Genomic DNA, 16,005 nt, shown 5'->3' with positions numbered 1-16,005 from the left:
TTTAGTTTAGATATGGATATACAGACATTGTATCGTATCTGCGAAAGAGAGGGAAGTCCAGTGATCTCAGAAGAGCGTATCATTCAAGAGTTTATGGAACTGGTTCAAGTGGATAGCGAAACCAAACATGAAGAAGAGATCTCGAAAGTCCTCCAGCATAAATTTTCAGGTCTCGGCTTCGAAATCATAGAAGACGATGCCAAGGAAAAGACGGGGCACGGAGCAGGCAATCTGATTATTACCTGGAAAGCGGACGAGGCGGCCCAGCATGCGCCTAAGCTGCTTTTTACCTGCCATATGGATACCGTAACACCCGGGAAAGGCATCAAACCGACTCTAGGCGATGACGGTTGGATCCGAAGCGACGGAACGACCATCCTCGGGGCGGACGACAAAGCCGGCATCGCCGCTTTGCTGGAAGGCATTCGGGTCATTCAGGAAAATAACATTCCGCACGGGCAAGTCCAGTTTGTCATTACGGTAGGCGAAGAATCAGGGCTGGTCGGAGCGCGGGCGTTGAATCCCGATGTTTTGGATGCGGATATCGGCTTTGCGCTGGACTCCAACGGGGAGTTAGGTTCGATCGCGGTTGCCGCCCCGACCCAGGCGAAGATCAAAATGATCATTAAAGGCAAGTCTGCCCATGCCGGCGTAAATCCGGAGGACGGCATCAGTGCCATTCAAGTCGCGTCCAAAGCCATTGCCAAAATGAAGCTTGGACGCATCGATAAGGAGACCACGGCTAACATCGGCAAATTCCAGGGCGGAGGCGCTACGAATATCGTGTGCGACTTTGTTCAGATCGATGCCGAAGCACGCAGCATCGTTCAGGAAAAGGTCGATAAGCAAGTGAACGATATGCGTGAAGCGCTCGAAACCACGGTTCGTGAATACAATGCCAATTGCGAGTTCATTAGCGAGATCGTTTATCCGGCCTTCAGTTTCAATGAGCATGACGAGGTCGTCCAGCTTGCGCAGCGAGCCATCGGCGGATTGGGTTTGCCGACCCGTACGTTCCGATCCGGCGGCGGCAGTGACGCCAATATTTTTAACGGCCTCGGCATTCCAACCGTCAATCTGGCGATTGGATATCAAGACATTCATACCACGCAGGAGCGCATTCAAGCTTCTGATTTGGTAAAGGCGGCGCAGATCGTGGTTGGAATTATCCAGGAAACGGCCAAAGCGTAGTCGATGATGAGGATCAAATAAAGCCCGTTGCGGATGCTCGATGTCCGCTGCGGGCTTTTTGATTCAGCTAATTCAGGAATGACATCGTCGGGGAGGTCTCCACCCTTTTTTGGGCAGGCGTCCAGGTGGTATGCCAGTTCGTGCTCTCGACAACATGCAATGCGGCATTAATGTTGTCGAGGTATAACTCGATTTCCTTCCTTGCCGATGCAGAGGAATAGCTCTCCTCAAGACGGGCGGAAAGGGAGATCAACGCGGACTGCAAATAACAAGCGGCTTCGCCGAAGCGAGCCTCCGTATGCCCGGGAGAAGCGAGTCTGAGCTGCTCAAGCATGGATGCGGCCTCGTCATAATTACCCAGATCATACAAATGCTCAGCCGCTATGAAACATACCTTGAAGCTGTAGCTGTCTTGATCCTGGAGAGGCAGCGCTTCCAATTGATGCAACTTTGAAATTGCCTGTCCCTTGTAGCCTTCCTCATAAAGAAAACAGATAAGAGCATAATAAGCACGTTCGCCGCTATCGGCAAGCAGATGTTCGGCGATGGAGATCATGTTGAGCGATATGGCGGTGCGAGCTAATTCCAAAGCCTCCGACATGGCGATGAATCGGTCAGGCAGTGTATGTTGGACGCTCCACTCGCAGAGCTGCCGGATTCGGCTTAGCTGAGCCATCTCGGATCCTTGCGGACGCGGCAGTTCCCGCGGCTGACGGGTGGAATCCCGAAGGTAACTGTCTATGAACTGCATGGCTTCAGAGGTTTGACCTGTCATGATGAGGCAAGTCACGTACATGATACAGGTATCGGAATATAAACTTCCCTGCTCAGCAAAGCAGCGGGAGGCAAACGGGTAAGCCCCGATATAATATAAAGACCTGCCAACCATGATATTGGATGCCGGAAAGCTGCTTGTTTCGTCCAAAAGCCGTTCGCATATGGCTTGATCCGGGATTCCTTGCAGAAGCAGGAGTGCGGCCCATTGATTCAGCGCCTCTTGGGCGTGGGCACCGGAATGAAGCACGACGGTTCTGAAAGCCTCCTCGGCCTTGCCGTAGGAACGCATTCGCATGCTTAATAGCCCGTACTCAAGCCAGCTTAAATCGACTTCCTTCCATCCCGAGCTCGTCGTATCGGTTGTTGCGGATTGTGCAGCATCCTTGAAGCTTTTCAGAGCCTTTTCAAGATACCCGCGTTTTTTGTACCATTTTCCGCGCTCATATTCAGTTGAAGGTGGATTTGTAATCGGATCGGTTTCAATAATAGGTAGTTGTCGCATGTCGAAGCCTCCCAATGATATATAACACCCTAATAGGCGAAAAGGTCATGGTCCGTATTCGAAAAAAATAGAAAAAAGTCGAAAAACAGGTCTAAGGCACTAATTTTTCGATCTATTTTCATAAATATTTTTAGAAGACTTAGAAATAATATCCATAATCGTCGTTTCCGATCCCCATTGCTGCTGCCATTGCTTCAGCATAATCCGGATCTGCCAGGCCTGTCCTACCAAATGTATCGAATGGTCACCTTTGTAGCTTTTCATGGGCGGCTTCCTTCTTTCTTGGAAATTTTGATATAATACACCTTATGCACTAGCATGGTCCGCCATGCCGTTTTTAAACAAAGGAGGTCATTTTGTGAGCGATATCGGCAGTAAGACCCGTGAAGCATCGGATAAATTGCTGGAAGAAACCACCTTGTCCACCCAATCTATTTTTGAAGGGAAAATCATATCGCTGCAGGTCGATACGGTGACACTGCCCGATGGGCAGACGGCAACCCGTGAGGTTGTCAGGCATCCCGGCGCCGTAGCGGTGCTTGCGTTAAAAGACGATAAAATGCTGGCCGTCAATCAATTTCGTCAGCCTCTTGGGCGCTGTGAGGTTGAAATCCCAGCAGGCAAGCTGGAGCGGGGGGAAGATCCGCTTGAAGCGGCCAAGCGTGAATTGCAGGAGGAAACCGGTTATACGTGCGGCTCGATCCGAAAACTGCATTCCTTCTATACATCTCCGGGGTTTGCCGATGAGATCATTCACTTGTACCTGGCGGAGGATCTGGTCGGAGGCGACATGAACCCCGATGAGGACGAGTTCATAGAGATGATGGAAATCTCGCTGGAAGAGGCGTACTCCCTTATCCAAGAGGAGAGAATCAGCGATGCCAAGACCATTCTCGCCGTCTATGCTTGGAATATGTACAGCTTGACGGGCAAGATCTGATATGCAGCATCCTGATGAGAACGTCTCGGTCGGGAAGCTTCAGTCCTATTACTGCGACATGCATATTCATATCGGTCGTACAAGCAGCGGACAAGCTGTGAAAATAAGTGCAAGCAACAACCTGACCTTTGAAAATATAGCCGTCGAAGCTTCGGAGCGGAAAGGCATTCAGATGATCGGCATCATCGATTGCCATTCTCCTTCGGTGCAGGAAGACATTCTGCAGTGTTTGGACAGCGGCGTCATGCAGGAGATCGACGGGGGCGGAATTGCGTATCGGGATACGGTGATCCTGCTTGGCAGCGAGATTGAAATACGTGAAAGCGGCCGAGGCGCGGCCCATGTGCTGGCTTATTTTCCCGACCTGGGCACGATGCGGGAGTTCACCGGCTGGATGGCGGGATATATGAAAAACGTCCAGCTGAGTTCCCAGCGCATCTATGTCAGTCCGCTGGAGCTGCAGCAAGAGATTACGGCACGCGGCGGGCTGCTGATACCCGCTCATGTCTTTACGCCTCATAAGGGGCTTTACGGCAGCATGGCCGACCGTATGAGCGAGGTGTTCGATCTGAACGGGATCGCGGGCATCGAACTTGGGCTCAGCGCCGATTCCTCGATGGCAGGACGGATTAGCGAGCTGGATGCCTATTCCTTTTTGACCAATTCGGATGCGCATTCCCTCGGGAAGATCGGCAGGGAATACAACCGAATCGACATGGCCAAGCCTTCATTCGCAGAATTTCGGCAGGCGCTTCAGGCTAGCAACGGGAGGAGAATCAGTGCGAACTATGGGCTGAATCCCAGACTGGGAAAATACCATCGTACCTACTGCGTGGGATGCGACAGCATTCTGTATGAAGGGAGCGACATTCATGATTTGGTGCGATGCCCGTACTGTGGCAGTACCAAACTGGTTCAAGGGGTGTTCGACCGAATTTTGAACATCGCTGACCGTACGGAGCCCGTGGTGCCGGAGAGCCGACCTTCGTATCACTACCAGGTTCCGCTAGAGTTCATCCCGGGTCTAGGGAAGTCCTCCATGTCGAAGCTGCTTGACGCCTTCGGCACCGAAATGAATATCCTTCATCAGGCTACGGAAGCGGAGCTGGCGGCCGTTGCCGGCGAGGGACTCGCGGCAAGCATCGTGATGGCCCGGAATGGGACGCTGCCCTTATCGGCTGGCGGCGGAGGCTCTTACGGGAAGGTGCTCCGGTAAATCGGGTCAACTCTTTCAACCAAGCAGGTCATACAAAGCTGACGATTGTCATAGAGTAGAGTAGAGACACAGAAAGGAGACTCTATTCTATGCAATCATTCCGCCAAGCCTTTAAGGATCAGACGATGCTCTATGTGTTTGTAGGCGTCTTGTTTTTAGTGGGCGTGCTGTTTGGAGCGTTGATGGTCAATGCGCTTTCATTGGAGCAGCAGCAGGATATGGCCCGCTATTTAAACCACTTTTTTGTTAACGTGCAGGACGGTGGAGAATCCATGAGTCAGTCTTCTTACTGGAGCATCGCAGCCCTGCATCTGAAATGGATCGGTTTGATATGGATTCTGGGATTGTCCGTCATCGGGCTCCCGGGAATATTGATATTGGATTTTCTAAAAGGGGTTCTCATCGGGTTTACGGTTGGTTATCTGGTGGGACAGTATTCATGGAAAGGTCTGCTGTTCGCCTTGGTCTCGATTGCGCCGCAAAATTTGCTTATCATACCGGTGCTTATGATGTGCAGCGTAGCTGCCATCACCTTCTCGCTCTACATTATCAGGGACCGATTTATCATGAATCGCGGAGGCAGCATGATGAAGCCTTTTGCCTCGTATGCCATGCTGACATTTTTCATGGTCATGCTGACGCTCGGGGTCGCTTCCTTTGAAACCTGGGTAACCCCCGCCATGATGCGCTGGGTTACGCCCATGTTGCTATAATCCGCGAATTTTTCCATAAAGCAAAACCGTTTGACTTTGTTTGTCAAATCCCCCTATAATGAAGGAAGTGAACAATAACGTGCAGTGATTTCCAAGGGGGAGGGAAACGATGGAAGCGCGGATCGACAAAATTAAGCAGCAGCTACAATCCCAAGGATACAAATTAACGCCCCAACGGGAAGCCACGGTAAGCGTATTGTTGGAAAATGAAGACGACCACCTTAGCGCAGAGGATGTATTTATGCTCGTGAAAGAGAAGGCTCCGGAGATCGGTCTGGCAACCGTGTACCGTACCCTAGAGCTGCTCAGTGAGCTTCATGTTGTAGAGAAGATAAATTTTGGCGATGGTGTCGCCCGTTACGACTTGCGGACGGATACTTCGAAGCATCACCATCATCATTTGATATGTACTCAATGTGGAAGCATGGATGAAATACGCGAGGATTGGCTCGGTCCGTTGGAAGAGCGGTTAGAGCGAGAATTCAACTTTACCGTTCATGACCATCGGCTTGATTTCCATGGCATATGCTACCGTTGCAAAGAGAAGGGCAAGAATGACCAGGACAAATCCTAATTTTATATCTTTCAACAAACCGCAGTGATGATCATCACGGCAGCCCTCTACGGCGGTAAGCCGGGAGGGCTTTTTAGATAATTAACTATATTAGGCGGTTCATGCACGCTTATCGTATCGTTCACTTTTAAGCACAAATTATACTTTTACATCATCCAAGTACGTCGATTAGACGTTTTTTTTATTCTTCAGAATAACCGCCGGGCCCAATGGCTGATCGGAGATAAGAGGGATGCCGTCATAATCCTGCAGCTTGTATCATAGGCTTTACGTGAAATGATACCTGCAATACCCGCTTTCAATTGAGCGATCGATGCCATGTGAAAGAGAGGCGCTGCCAGTGATTATATCTATTCGAAAAATAGGCTCACTGATCCGTTTTATTTCGATGTTTGCCGTGTTGACCATGTTTTTTTACTTCGTGCTGGGATGGGTAGGCGATTGGCTAACGCCAGTGGATCCTTACCGTGCGCCTTCGGGACAAGCGGTAAAGGCTTTTCAGCCGGAGAGCACCATGGACTCCCGTTATTCGCCGGCAGAGCGTCTCCGATTGTATTACTGGTACGGAGAGTGATCGTGCTTGCATAGGGCCGCGGGAATAGGAGCAAAAGATCATGAAACCATATCTGGACGAATATGTACAATACCTGGAGGACGAGAAGGGACTGTCCCGAAGCACGATAGCATCGTATCGGGCCGACCTTCAAGGATTCCTAGCATTTGCAGCTGAAAGGGAGGTCACCCATCCGCGGGAGGTGAATCGAACGCTGCTCGGGCTGTATGTGGGAAGGTTGAGGCAGCAGGGGAAGGCGGCATCGAGCCTGCTTCGATGCACGGCTTCCCTGCGTTCCTTTTTTCAGTATTTGGTGCGTCAAGCCGTTATTGTACAGGATCCGACTCAGCTGCTGGATAATCCGAAACCGGAACGGAAGCCGCCGAAGTCGCTAACCGTGGAGCAGGTGGACAAGCTGCTGTCGGCTCCCGATTCCGGTACCCCGCAGGGCGCCAGGGACAAAGCGATGCTTGAGCTGCTGTACGCTTCGGGCATCAAGGTCTCGGAATTGGTGAATCTGTCCATCCATGACATCCATTTGGAGATGCGCTTTTTACGCTGCGCTGTTTCCGGTGGGAAGGAGCGTATTCTGCCGATCACCCCCATTGCAGCCGAGAGCGTTGCATTTTATGTGCGAGATATGCGGGACAAGCTGATGCGGGATGCCGGGGAAGACGCGTTATTCCTGAATTCGCTGGGAACGCGCTTGACACGGCAGGGTTTTTGGAAAATTATTAAAAAGTATGGCAAGCTTGCCGATATTGACGAGGACATCACGCCGCATACTCTTCGGCATTCGTTTGCCATGCATTTGCTGGGGAACGGCGCGGACTTGCGTTCGGTTCAGGAGATGCTGGGACATTCGGCATTGTCCACAACCGGCATGTATCAATCTGCCAAGAAAAGCATGAAGGAGGTATACGATCATTATCATCCGAGATCATAGGGCGGACTTACATGCTCTAGAATCTACAATTTATCATCAGAATAGGAGAGGTATGAATATGAGTTCAGTCCATCAGCAAAGCATTAAGGAAGCAGCAGCATACATACGAGGGCAGAATGGCGTCCAGCCCGAGGTCGGCCTGATTTTGGGTTCGGGGCTCGGCGTGTTGGCGGAATTGATTGAGAATCCGGTTTCGATCGCTTACACGAACATTCCTCATTTTCCCTTATCGACGGTGGAAGGACATGAAGGCGAACTGCTGCTGGGCACGATCCACGACCGGCCTGTCGTCCTGATGAAGGGCCGCTTCCACATGTACGAAGGCTACGGTCCGGAAGTGACGGCTTTTCCGGTACGCGTCATGAAGGAGCTTGGCGTAAAGAGCCTGCTTGTTACCAATGCGGCCGGCGGCATCAACACGTCCTTCGAGCCGGGCGACCTCATGCTGATCTCCGATCATCTGAACATGACAGGAACCAACCCGTTAATCGGGCCTAACGATCCGGCGCTTGGCGTACGCTTTCCGGACATGTCCCAGGCTTACAGCCGTCAACTTCGCCAATTGGCAAAAGAAGTCGCCGTGGGTCAGGGCATCGTGCTGAGAGAAGGGGTTTACGCAGGTTTGCTGGGACCGACTTATGAAACGCCGGCCGAGATTGTCATGCTGCGCACGCTCGGTGCGGACGCGGTAGGCATGTCCACCGTGTCCGAGGTCATTGTAGCAAGGCATGCGGGGCTTGAGGTGCTGGGCATCTCCTGCATCAGCAACATGGCTGCGGGCATACTGGATCAGCCGCTATCCCATGACGAAGTGATGGAAACAGCGGAGAAGGTCCGTGAGAAATTCCTGGCGCTCGTTATGGCCATCATTCCCAAGATGTAATGGTTGTTAGCATGAGGCTGGGCTTTTCGCAGATTTACATCTGCAAGAAGCCCAGCCTCTTTGTTATGTCCTTTTAGATGAATGGCAACAATTTTCCGTAAAATACTGGAATAATTTGTTTTCAACCTGACGACAATGAATAGCAGACCCGCGTACAGCGGGATGCCATTACGAATGTCAGGAGGGGACGGAAGTGAAAAAAGCGTTAATCGCTGGATTCCTGGTTCTAGCCGTGGGATTATCCAGTGCAGCTGTACCAAGTTATGCGGAAGAAAATAGCAAACCCGGCGGAGGATCATCTCAAGAGGAGCTGGCGCCAAGTGCCCGTTCCGCTATATTGCTGGATGCGGATACCGGAACCATTATTTACGAGAAAAACAGCCATGATAAGCTGCCTCCGGCCAGCATCACCAAGGTAATGACGATGCTGCTTACGATGGAAGCGATCGATGAAGGACAATTGAAGTGGACCGATAAGGTGCGCACCAGCGAATATGCGGCATCCATGGGCGGATCCCAGATTTTTCTTGAGCCCGGCGAGGAAATGACCGTGGACGAGATGCTCAAAGGCATTGCCATGGCATCGGGCAATGATGCTTCCGTTGCGATGGCGGAGAAGATTGCCGGCTCGGAAGAAGGCTTCGTGAAAATGATGAACGAGAAAGCGGCGGAGCTCGGAATGAAAGATACGCATTTCGTGAACTGCAACGGACTTCCTGCAGAGAATCATTATACATCGGCCCATGACATAGCGGTCATGAGCAGGGAATTGCTGAAATACGACCAGATCACCAAATATACCGGCGCTTATCAGGATTACTTGCGCAAAGATTCGGAGAAACCCTTCTGGCTGGTCAATACGAACAAGCTGGTGCGGTTCTACACGGGCGCGGACGGATTGAAAACCGGGTATACGTCCGAAGCCAAGTTCTGTTTATCGGCAACGGCCAAACGGGACGGGCTGCGCGCTGTAGCGGTTGTCATGGGGGCTCCGGACACCAAGACGCGGAACAATGAAGTGTCGCGCATGTTTGATTATGCCTTTTCCCAATACACGATGCACTCCATCTATAAGCCTGGCGAAGTGCTCGGTATCGTGAAGGTGCAAAAGGGCAACGTGCCCGAGATCTCGATTCAAGCGGAAAAAGACTACAGCGTGCTTGTCAAGAAAGGCGTAAAGAATCCGGACATCCGTCATGAGATTCAGTTGGATCCGAACGTGAAGGCACCGGTAGCCGCAGGACAAGTCATCGGCAAGCTGTCTGTCTATCAGGGGGAACAGCTCGTGAAGGAGTTCGAGCTGACGTCGCCTGTCGAGGTGGAAAAGGCCGGATTCTGGAAGCTGTTCAAACGGACGACCGGCAAGTTGTTTCATGTAGATTAATGGGAGTTTTCTTCTAGTTTTGTCGTGATGCAGGAATGTCTTTTTCGAATGTAGAAATCCTTGTTCATGTCAGGGAGGAGAGTGAACAAACATGAATCTGCATGTTGATATGGAGCATCACAGGCATGTTCTGATCGTCCGTCTGTCCGGCGAGCTGGATCATCATACGGCCGATCATGTCCGGATGCAGCTGGATGAAGCCATTCAGAGACGTCAAACAGAGCACTTGGTGCTGAGCTTAAAAGACTTGGATTTTATGGACAGCTCAGGGCTGGGAGTCATTCTGGGACGCTATAAATTCATCAAGCAAAAGGGCGGAAAGATGGCGGTGTGCGATGTCAAGCCGCAGGTTTACCGCTTGCTTGACATGTCGGGGCTGTTCAAAATCATGCCGATATACGAGAACGAGGGCACGGCACTCTCGGGTCTGGAGGTAGTGTCATGAGTGAAGGAAGAGCACAGCATAATTTTATGTCGCTGCAGTTTGCCGCTAAGTCGGAAAACGAATCCTTTGCCCGTGTCGCCGTGGCTGCATTCATCTCCCAGATGGATCCCAACATGGATGAGCTGAACGATCTGAAAACGGTGGTTTCCGAGGCCGTCACGAACAGCATCATCCATGGTTACGACAGCGACCCGGATGGGGTCGTCAAGATTGAAGCCTCGATTGACGGGGATATGATCACGCTGCGCATCGAAGATTCCGGCCACGGGATCGAAGATCTGGAGATGGCGAAGCAGCCGCTGTATACCTCGAAGCCGGAGCTGGAACGATCCGGCATGGGATTCACCATCATGGAAAATTTCATGGACGAATTCGAAGTGGTCAGCGAACCAGGCAGCGGTACGTCGATCAAAATGAAAAAGAGGATCGAATCTAAGAAAGCTTTATATAATTAGGGGTTGGACAAATGGATGCCGATGTGAAGAAAACTTCGCAGACTTATTTGGACGACGCGGAGGTCAAACGACTCATTGCACTTAGCCAAAGCGGGGATAATGTCGCCCGGGACACGCTCGTCAACTGTAATATTCGTCTTGTCTGGTCTGTCGTTCAACGGTTTATGAACCGGGGGTATGAGCCGGATGATCTGTTTCAGATCGGCTGTATCGGTCTCCTCAAATCCGTGGACAAGTTCGATCTCAGTTATGACGTAAAGTTCTCTACCTATGCCGTACCGATGATTATCGGTGAAATTCAGCGTTTCTTAAGGGACGACGGGACTCTGAAGGTCAGCCGTTCGCTTAAGGAGATGGCCAACAAAGTCAGGAAGAAGCGGGACGAGCTGTCCAAGCAGCTCGATCGTCTTCCCACGGTGAAAGAGGTTGCCGAAGAGCTGGGGGTAACGCCCGAGGAAGTGGTGTTTGCCCAGGAGGCGAACAAACCGCCAACCTCGATTCATGAGACCGTATTTGAAAATGACGGGGATCCCATCACGCTAATGGATCAGATTGCCGATGATTCGCAGGAACGATGGTTTGACAAGCTGGCCTTGAACGAAGCGATAGGGGGCTTGACCGAACGGGAGCGGCTCATTGTATATCTAAGGTACTACCGGGATCAGACGCAGTCGGAAGTTGCCACCCGGCTGGGTATATCCCAGGTGCAGGTATCGCGGCTCGAGAAAAAAATATTGCAGAGCATTCGAAACGAGATCGCGCAGTAGCGGGATCTATACCGTATCCTAAAGCCTGCACAAAGAAAGCGCCGTCCTACTGGGACGGCGCTTTCTTGCGGAAATAAGACCTTAGCCACTTCAGCGTCTTCCCCCTTTATCTCACTTGACGAACTTTCCCTAAAGGGGGCCTGTCTTCTAAGTGAGATGTCGATGGTTGATTAGCTTGTTTTTGTGTATAACGGCCCTGGCCGGTCCGGCGATTAAAGAAAGTATGGTAAATCCGAGTAGAAACGATGGCAATTTCCCATACTAACGGTAATTTAGCAGTAAAGGAGTGTTTCGGATGAAGGTTAATCCCACTCCGACGGTGTTTCTGCAGCTGCGGAGCCGAATACGGCTGCCGAGAGACCAGACCGTCAAACTAGGTGATGTCGCCTTCATAGTCTGTGAGCCCGAATGGGAGAAACGGCTCAGAGCCCTGCCGTTGACTCAGCCGAAGGATATCGACGGCAACCGTCTTGTCATGGATCTGATTCAAATCATTCCGAAGATACAAGGGCTGATTCCGGGCGCCCATATTGAACCGATGGGTAACCATCATACCCTGGTGGAGCTTGTCGGTCCGGACAGCAAACGATCCCGACTGTGGTTCCCGCTTATTTGGCTGCTCTTGTTTTTCGGTTCTGCGCTCACCATCATGAACTTTCATGCAGACGTCAACATGCTTGAGGTCCAGATCCGGATTGTCGAAATGGTGACGGGAAAACGAGATGAGCATCCCTATTTGTTCCAGATCGCTTACTCTCTGGGGCTCGGATTCGGCATGACGGTGTTCTTCAATCATTTGTTCAAGAAAAAATGGAATGAAGAACCGACCCCGCTGGAGGTGGAAATGTACCTCTATCAGGAAAATCTGGATCAGTTCGTGGTTGCCGAGGAATACCGGAAAATGAACGCCAGTGCCGATACGACGGGGGAAAAACCATGATGTTGTCCATTCTGCAAGGGGTATTTACCTGTGTTCTCGGCGTTGCCGGAGGCATCGCCGTCGGCGGCGGCGTGATTGCGCTCATCATTGTGCTGGACATCATACCGAGATTGTCCCAGTTGACGGCGACTTACAGCCGGGTGCATTGGTACGAAGGAGCATTGATAACGGGATCCTTCATTGGCACGGTGGCCGATTTCTGGAGATGGTCCGTTCCTTTGGGACCGGTCGTGAGTACCGTAATCGGACTGATGTGCGGAATATTTATCGGCATGCTGGCAGCCGCACTGACGGAAGTGTTGAATGTCTTGCCGATTCTGGCCAAGCGGCTCCGGCTGAAGGGGTATCTGTTTGGTCTTCTGATGGCCATGGTGGCAGGCAAGGTAGCGGGTTCCCTGTTCGACTGGTTTGTTTACAGCAAGTGACAGTTATGGCTAGGAGGTAGGTTATGGACGAGAAAACAACGCATGGCGGCGAACTGGAGGCCGGGATTCCGATCATTCCTCCATCGGAGATCAAAGCGCTGGAGGAAGAAGCGCTGAAGGAGAAGAGGGAGGCGGAAACCTCCGACAGCACCAAGGAATCCGTTATTTATTGGCAGCAAACGGACGATGTTCCCGCGAAACTGAGCGTACTGAAAGAAACGCTTAAGGAAGTGATCGGCCTTGGTGTTTCGTTTGACGTGGTATTCCGCGAGATGAACTTTGCCGGCAGAAATGCGGGGCTTCTCTTCTTAAACGGGTTCACCAACGATGTCGTGGTGACGGAAATTTTGACAAGGCTGACGTACCTGACGCCTGAGGATGTTAGCAACCAGGCGCTTACCGAAATCATGAACCGCTATATTCCCCATGTTCAGGTGGAGCGGGATACCAGGCTCAGCAAGGTGATTGACGAGGTCCTGTCGGGCCTATGCGCGCTGTTCATCGAGGATGCGCATTCCGCCATCATCCTGGACACCCGGAAATATCCCGTACGGGGACTCGAAGAGCCGGCGGTCGAACGCGTTGTTCGAGGCGCCAGGGACGGGTTTACGGAGACGCTGGTGACGAACGTTAACCTCGTGCGGAGACGGGTTCGTGATCCGGGACTGCATGTGGAGATCATCAAAGTGGGAAGGCGTACGAGAACGGACGTCAGTTTGGTCTTCATCGATGACGTAGCCGACCGTACCCAGGTAGAAGCCATCCGGGAGAAAATCCAGGAAATCGATTTGGAGGGGCTCCCTCTTGGCGACAAGCAGCTGGAGGAAGCGATTGTAAACAAGGGCTGGCACCCCTATCCGCTGGTCCGTTATTCGGAGCGGCCGGACGTGGTATCTTCCCACCTGCTGGAAGGCCGGATCGTCATTATGGTGGATACATCGCCGAGTGTGATGATCATGCCGACCACCTTCCTGGATCTCTGCCAGCATGCGGAAGAGAACCGGCAGACCCCGTTTATGGGGACCTATCTTCGCTGGATACGATTTATAGGCATTTTTGCCTCGATGTTCCTGCTCCCGTTGTGGATGCTGCTGGTTGTCCATCCTGAATTGAAGCCGCCGGGACTCGATATCCTCGGTCCGCAGGAGAATGCGAAAATCCCCATTATTCTGCAGTTTCTGATCGTGGAATTCGGCGTGGATTTGCTCCGTTTGGCCGCGGTTCATACGCCGACGCCGCTCGCATCGGCAATGGGCCTGATCGCTGCGATTTTGATCGGCGATATTGCCGTTAAGACCGGATTGTTTGTCAACGAGGTTGTCTTGTATATGGCGGTTGCATCCATCGGGATGTATGCGACTCCGAGTTACGAGCTGGGACTTGCCAATCGGATGGTCAGGCTGATCCTGCTGCTGGCCACAGCCTTGTTCGGGGTGAAGGGCTTTGTCATCGGCACAACGCTCCTGATTCTGCTTCTGACGACCCACCGTTCCTATAACTCGTCTTATTTATGGCCGTTTATACCATTTAGTGCAAAAGCGATGGGCGAAATTTTATTCCGCAAACCGCTGCTTCTGTCAAGAAGACGCCCGGCTCTCAACAAAACGCGTGACAACACGAAAATGGGCCCGGAAATGAATCCGAGGGGCGAGCACTAACAATAACACAAATGTTGTGTTGAAAAATCCATTTTGATTACCTTCCGTTGTCTGCTATACTGTGAACAATTATTCGATTACCCTATTTTTGAAACAATGGATCGGAGGAATTGTAAGCATGTTTTTACACGGTACAAGCAAGATTAACGATCAGGGGCATTTGGAAATCGGCGGGTGTGACACATCCGATTTGAAAGCTCAATATGGAACACCACTATATATCGTAGACGAGCAGTCGGTTCGCAACCGCTGCCGGGAATACATCGAGGCCTTTAAGGCTTCCGGTTTGAAGTTCCAAGTCGCGTATGCAAGCAAGGCGTTCTGCGTTATGGCCATGTGCCGATTGGCCGACGAGGAAGGCATGTCGCTCGACGTTGTTTCCGACGGAGAGCTGTACACGGCGCTTCAAGCCGGATTCCCGGCGGATCGGATTCATTTCCACGGAAATAATAAGACGCCGGAAGAGATCGAGATGGCGCTGGATGCCGAAATCGGCTGTTTCGTCGTCGATAACGTGATCGAACTGCATATGCTGCAGGCCATCGCTGCCGAGAAGAAGCGCAAGGTCAACATTTTGCTTCGCGTGACACCGGGCGTCGAGGCGCATACGCATGAATATATCTCGACAGGACAAACCGATTCGAAGTTCGGCTTTGATATCGGCAACGGCTCTGCGTACGAAGCGGTGCAGCTTGCGGAAGCACAGTCGAATATTCATCTCATGGGCATCCATTCCCACATCGGTTCCCAGATTTTTGAGGTGGAAGGCTTCCAGATGGCTGTTCAGCGCGTAGCTGAATTTGCAGCTTCCGTAAAAGAAGGCCTGGGCGTCGTGTTCAAGGTCGTGAACCTGGGCGGCGGATTCGGTATCCGCTACGTGGATGGAGATACGCCGCTTCAAGTATCCCAATATGTAAAAGCGATTACGGATGCGGTAAAGAACCATTTTGCGGGCCTTGGTTCCGAGCTTCCTGAAATTTGGGTGGAACCGGGTCGGAGCATCGTCGGTGACGCAGGTACCACGCTCTACACGGTGGGAACCAGCAAGGATATTCCCGGGGTGCGCAAATATGTTGCCGTCGACGGCGGCATGACGGACAATCCGCGTCCGGCGCTCTACGAGTCGAAATACGAAGCGCTGCTTGCAAACCGGGCTAAAGAAGAGCCGGAAGAAACGGTATCCATTGCCGGCAAGTGCTGCGAGAGCGGAGACATGCTGATTTGGGACCTGGAGCTTCCGAAGGTTGAAACGGGCGATCTGCTGGCGGTGTCCTGCACGGGCGCATACAACTATTCCATGGCCAGCAACTACAACCGGATCCGCAAACCTGCGGTCGTATTCGTGAAGGATGGGCAAAGCAACCTGGTCGTTCGCCGCGAATCGCTTGCCGATATCATCAGCAACGATGTCGTGCCGGCGGGTGTAACAAAAGAAACCGTTACGAGTTCATAAGACGTCAATGTCTCTGGATAGGAAGAGCCCGCCATAGCCTTCGGCTGCGGTCAGGGCTCTTCGTCCTGCCTTCCGTTGGATATCATCGCGAGGACGGGGACAAGTTCGTTTTGCTTCGAGGCTCAATTCATAGTAAACTATAACTTGCATTGTAAAAAAATCGATAAAAGCGTTTGAGATAAC

18 protein-coding genes are annotated in these 16,005 nt (G+C 51.8%); 16 read left to right on the top strand and 2 right to left on the bottom strand.

Translation table 11 applies throughout. The features are described 5' to 3' along the window. Positions 1-60 precede the first annotated feature (60 nt). Complete coding sequence (locus RB297_RS15895; protein WP_090910956.1) at positions 61-1,191, top strand: tripeptidase T; 1,131 nt, start codon at positions 61-63, stop codon at positions 1,189-1,191. 67 nt (positions 1,192-1,258) lie between these two features. On the opposite strand, the gene RB297_RS15890 is transcribed toward RB297_RS15895, so the two are convergent. Both RB297_RS15890 and mciZ read right to left on the bottom strand, forming a co-directional pair. After that, positions 1,259-2,470, bottom strand: coding sequence for a tetratricopeptide repeat protein (locus RB297_RS15890; RefSeq protein ID WP_375120933.1), 1,212 nt, complete (start codon positions 2,468-2,470; stop codon positions 1,259-1,261). A 99-nt stretch (positions 2,471-2,569) separates the two neighbouring features. After that, complete coding sequence (gene mciZ, locus RB297_RS15885; RefSeq protein WP_375120932.1) at positions 2,570-2,734, bottom strand: Z-ring formation inhibitor MciZ; 165 nt, start codon at positions 2,732-2,734, stop codon at positions 2,570-2,572. Between the two features lie 94 nt (positions 2,735-2,828). Here mciZ and RB297_RS15880 point away from each other — a divergent pair, with 94 nt between their 5' ends. The 15 genes from RB297_RS15880 (at position 2,829) to lysA (ending at position 15,822) form a co-directional block, all read left to right on the top strand. Continuing rightward, the gene (locus RB297_RS15880; protein WP_009595101.1) at positions 2,829-3,410 is read left to right on the top strand and encodes an NUDIX domain-containing protein; all 582 of its coding nucleotides are present in this window, start codon (positions 2,829-2,831) and stop codon (positions 3,408-3,410) included. A 1-nt stretch (position 3,411) separates the two neighbouring features. Continuing rightward, complete coding sequence (locus tag RB297_RS15875; protein ID WP_375120931.1) at positions 3,412-4,626, top strand: endonuclease Q family protein; 1,215 nt, start codon at positions 3,412-3,414, stop codon at positions 4,624-4,626. Positions 4,627-4,715: 89 nt separating this feature from the next. Beyond that, positions 4,716-5,339 carry a stage II sporulation protein M gene (spoIIM, locus tag RB297_RS15870; RefSeq protein ID WP_096773250.1) on the top strand — a complete coding sequence of 208 codons (624 nt, stop codon included), beginning with the start codon at positions 4,716-4,718 and terminating at the stop codon, positions 5,337-5,339. A 109-nt stretch (positions 5,340-5,448) separates the two neighbouring features. Beyond that, positions 5,449-5,913 carry a ferric iron uptake transcriptional regulator gene (gene fur, locus RB297_RS15865; protein WP_006209405.1) on the top strand — a complete coding sequence of 155 codons (465 nt, stop codon included), beginning with the start codon at positions 5,449-5,451 and terminating at the stop codon, positions 5,911-5,913. Between the two features lie 340 nt (positions 5,914-6,253). Continuing rightward, positions 6,254-6,487, top strand: coding sequence for a YqzK family protein (locus RB297_RS15860; protein ID WP_009595237.1), 234 nt, complete (start codon positions 6,254-6,256; stop codon positions 6,485-6,487). A 40-nt stretch (positions 6,488-6,527) separates the two neighbouring features. Continuing rightward, positions 6,528-7,412, top strand: coding sequence for a site-specific tyrosine recombinase (locus tag RB297_RS15855; protein ID WP_145035528.1), 885 nt, complete (start codon positions 6,528-6,530; stop codon positions 7,410-7,412). Between the two features lie 58 nt (positions 7,413-7,470). Then, positions 7,471-8,295 carry a purine-nucleoside phosphorylase gene (locus tag RB297_RS15850; RefSeq protein WP_375120930.1) on the top strand — a complete coding sequence of 275 codons (825 nt, stop codon included), beginning with the start codon at positions 7,471-7,473 and terminating at the stop codon, positions 8,293-8,295. 193 nt (positions 8,296-8,488) lie between these two features. Next, entirely contained in the window at positions 8,489-9,679 is a 1,191-nt protein-coding gene (locus RB297_RS15845; protein ID WP_096773253.1) for a D-alanyl-D-alanine carboxypeptidase family protein, read from the top strand. A 91-nt stretch (positions 9,680-9,770) separates the two neighbouring features. Then, positions 9,771-10,124, top strand: a complete 354-nt coding sequence (spoIIAA, locus tag RB297_RS15840) for an anti-sigma F factor antagonist (protein WP_009595152.1) — start codon at positions 9,771-9,773, stop codon at positions 10,122-10,124. After that, the gene (gene spoIIAB, locus RB297_RS15835) at positions 10,121-10,579 is read left to right on the top strand and encodes an anti-sigma F factor (protein WP_375120929.1); all 459 of its coding nucleotides are present in this window, start codon (positions 10,121-10,123) and stop codon (positions 10,577-10,579) included. The genes spoIIAA and spoIIAB overlap by 4 nt, the downstream gene beginning before the upstream one ends. Before the next feature lie 11 nt (positions 10,580-10,590). Further along, positions 10,591-11,346, top strand: a complete 756-nt coding sequence (gene sigF, locus RB297_RS15830; RefSeq protein WP_009595135.1) for an RNA polymerase sporulation sigma factor SigF — start codon at positions 10,591-10,593, stop codon at positions 11,344-11,346. 295 nt (positions 11,347-11,641) lie between these two features. Continuing rightward, the gene (locus tag RB297_RS15825) at positions 11,642-12,286 is read left to right on the top strand and encodes a stage V sporulation protein AA (protein ID WP_015734486.1); all 645 of its coding nucleotides are present in this window, start codon (positions 11,642-11,644) and stop codon (positions 12,284-12,286) included. Then, positions 12,283-12,711: a stage V sporulation protein AB gene (locus RB297_RS15820; protein WP_096773254.1), complete on the top strand. Its 429-nt coding sequence runs from the start codon at positions 12,283-12,285 to the stop codon at positions 12,709-12,711. The genes RB297_RS15825 and RB297_RS15820 overlap by 4 nt, the downstream gene beginning before the upstream one ends. Before the next feature lie 23 nt (positions 12,712-12,734). Beyond that, a complete protein-coding gene (locus RB297_RS15815; protein WP_096773255.1) occupies positions 12,735-14,369 on the top strand; it encodes a spore germination protein in 1,635 nt (544 codons plus the stop codon). 118 nt (positions 14,370-14,487) lie between these two features. Next, positions 14,488-15,822, top strand: a complete 1,335-nt coding sequence (lysA, locus tag RB297_RS15810) for a diaminopimelate decarboxylase (RefSeq protein ID WP_096773256.1) — start codon at positions 14,488-14,490, stop codon at positions 15,820-15,822. The last annotated feature ends 183 nt before the right edge of the window (positions 15,823-16,005 follow it).

The sequence above is a fragment of the Paenibacillus sp. CR_12 genome, assembly GCF_041953985.1.
GTDB classification, from domain to species: Bacteria; Bacillota; Bacilli; order Paenibacillales; family Paenibacillaceae; genus Paenibacillus_AQ; species Paenibacillus_AQ lautus_A.
Note: the sequence above shows the minus strand (reverse complement) of the source record. Positions and strands in the feature narration are given on the sequence as shown.

Excerpts from the sequence above, each read along its gene's own strand:
- RB297_RS15850 (WP_375120930.1), top strand. The coding sequence starts at position 7,471 with ATGAGTTCAGTCCATCAGCAAAGCATTAAGGAAGCAGCAGCATACATA.
- spoIIAA (WP_009595152.1), top strand. The coding sequence starts at position 9,771 with ATGAATCTGCATGTTGATATGGAGCATCACAGGCATGTTCTGATCGTC.
- sigF (WP_009595135.1), top strand. The coding sequence starts at position 10,591 with ATGGATGCCGATGTGAAGAAAACTTCGCAGACTTATTTGGACGACGCG.
- RB297_RS15875 (WP_375120931.1), top strand. The coding sequence starts at position 3,412 with ATGCAGCATCCTGATGAGAACGTCTCGGTCGGGAAGCTTCAGTCCTAT.
- mciZ (WP_375120932.1), bottom strand. The coding sequence starts at position 2,734 with ATGAAAAGCTACAAAGGTGACCATTCGATACATTTGGTAGGACAGGCC.
- RB297_RS15820 (WP_096773254.1), top strand. The coding sequence starts at position 12,283 with ATGATGTTGTCCATTCTGCAAGGGGTATTTACCTGTGTTCTCGGCGTT.
- RB297_RS15825 (WP_015734486.1), top strand. The coding sequence starts at position 11,642 with ATGAAGGTTAATCCCACTCCGACGGTGTTTCTGCAGCTGCGGAGCCGA.
- RB297_RS15855 (WP_145035528.1), top strand. The coding sequence starts at position 6,528 with ATGAAACCATATCTGGACGAATATGTACAATACCTGGAGGACGAGAAG.
- RB297_RS15815 (WP_096773255.1), top strand. The coding sequence starts at position 12,735 with ATGGACGAGAAAACAACGCATGGCGGCGAACTGGAGGCCGGGATTCCG.
- spoIIM (WP_096773250.1), top strand. The coding sequence starts at position 4,716 with ATGCAATCATTCCGCCAAGCCTTTAAGGATCAGACGATGCTCTATGTG.
- RB297_RS15890 (WP_375120933.1), bottom strand. The coding sequence starts at position 2,470 with ATGCGACAACTACCTATTATTGAAACCGATCCGATTACAAATCCACCT.
- spoIIAB (WP_375120929.1), top strand. The coding sequence starts at position 10,121 with ATGAGTGAAGGAAGAGCACAGCATAATTTTATGTCGCTGCAGTTTGCC.
- fur (WP_006209405.1), top strand. The coding sequence starts at position 5,449 with ATGGAAGCGCGGATCGACAAAATTAAGCAGCAGCTACAATCCCAAGGA.
- lysA (WP_096773256.1), top strand. The coding sequence starts at position 14,488 with ATGTTTTTACACGGTACAAGCAAGATTAACGATCAGGGGCATTTGGAA.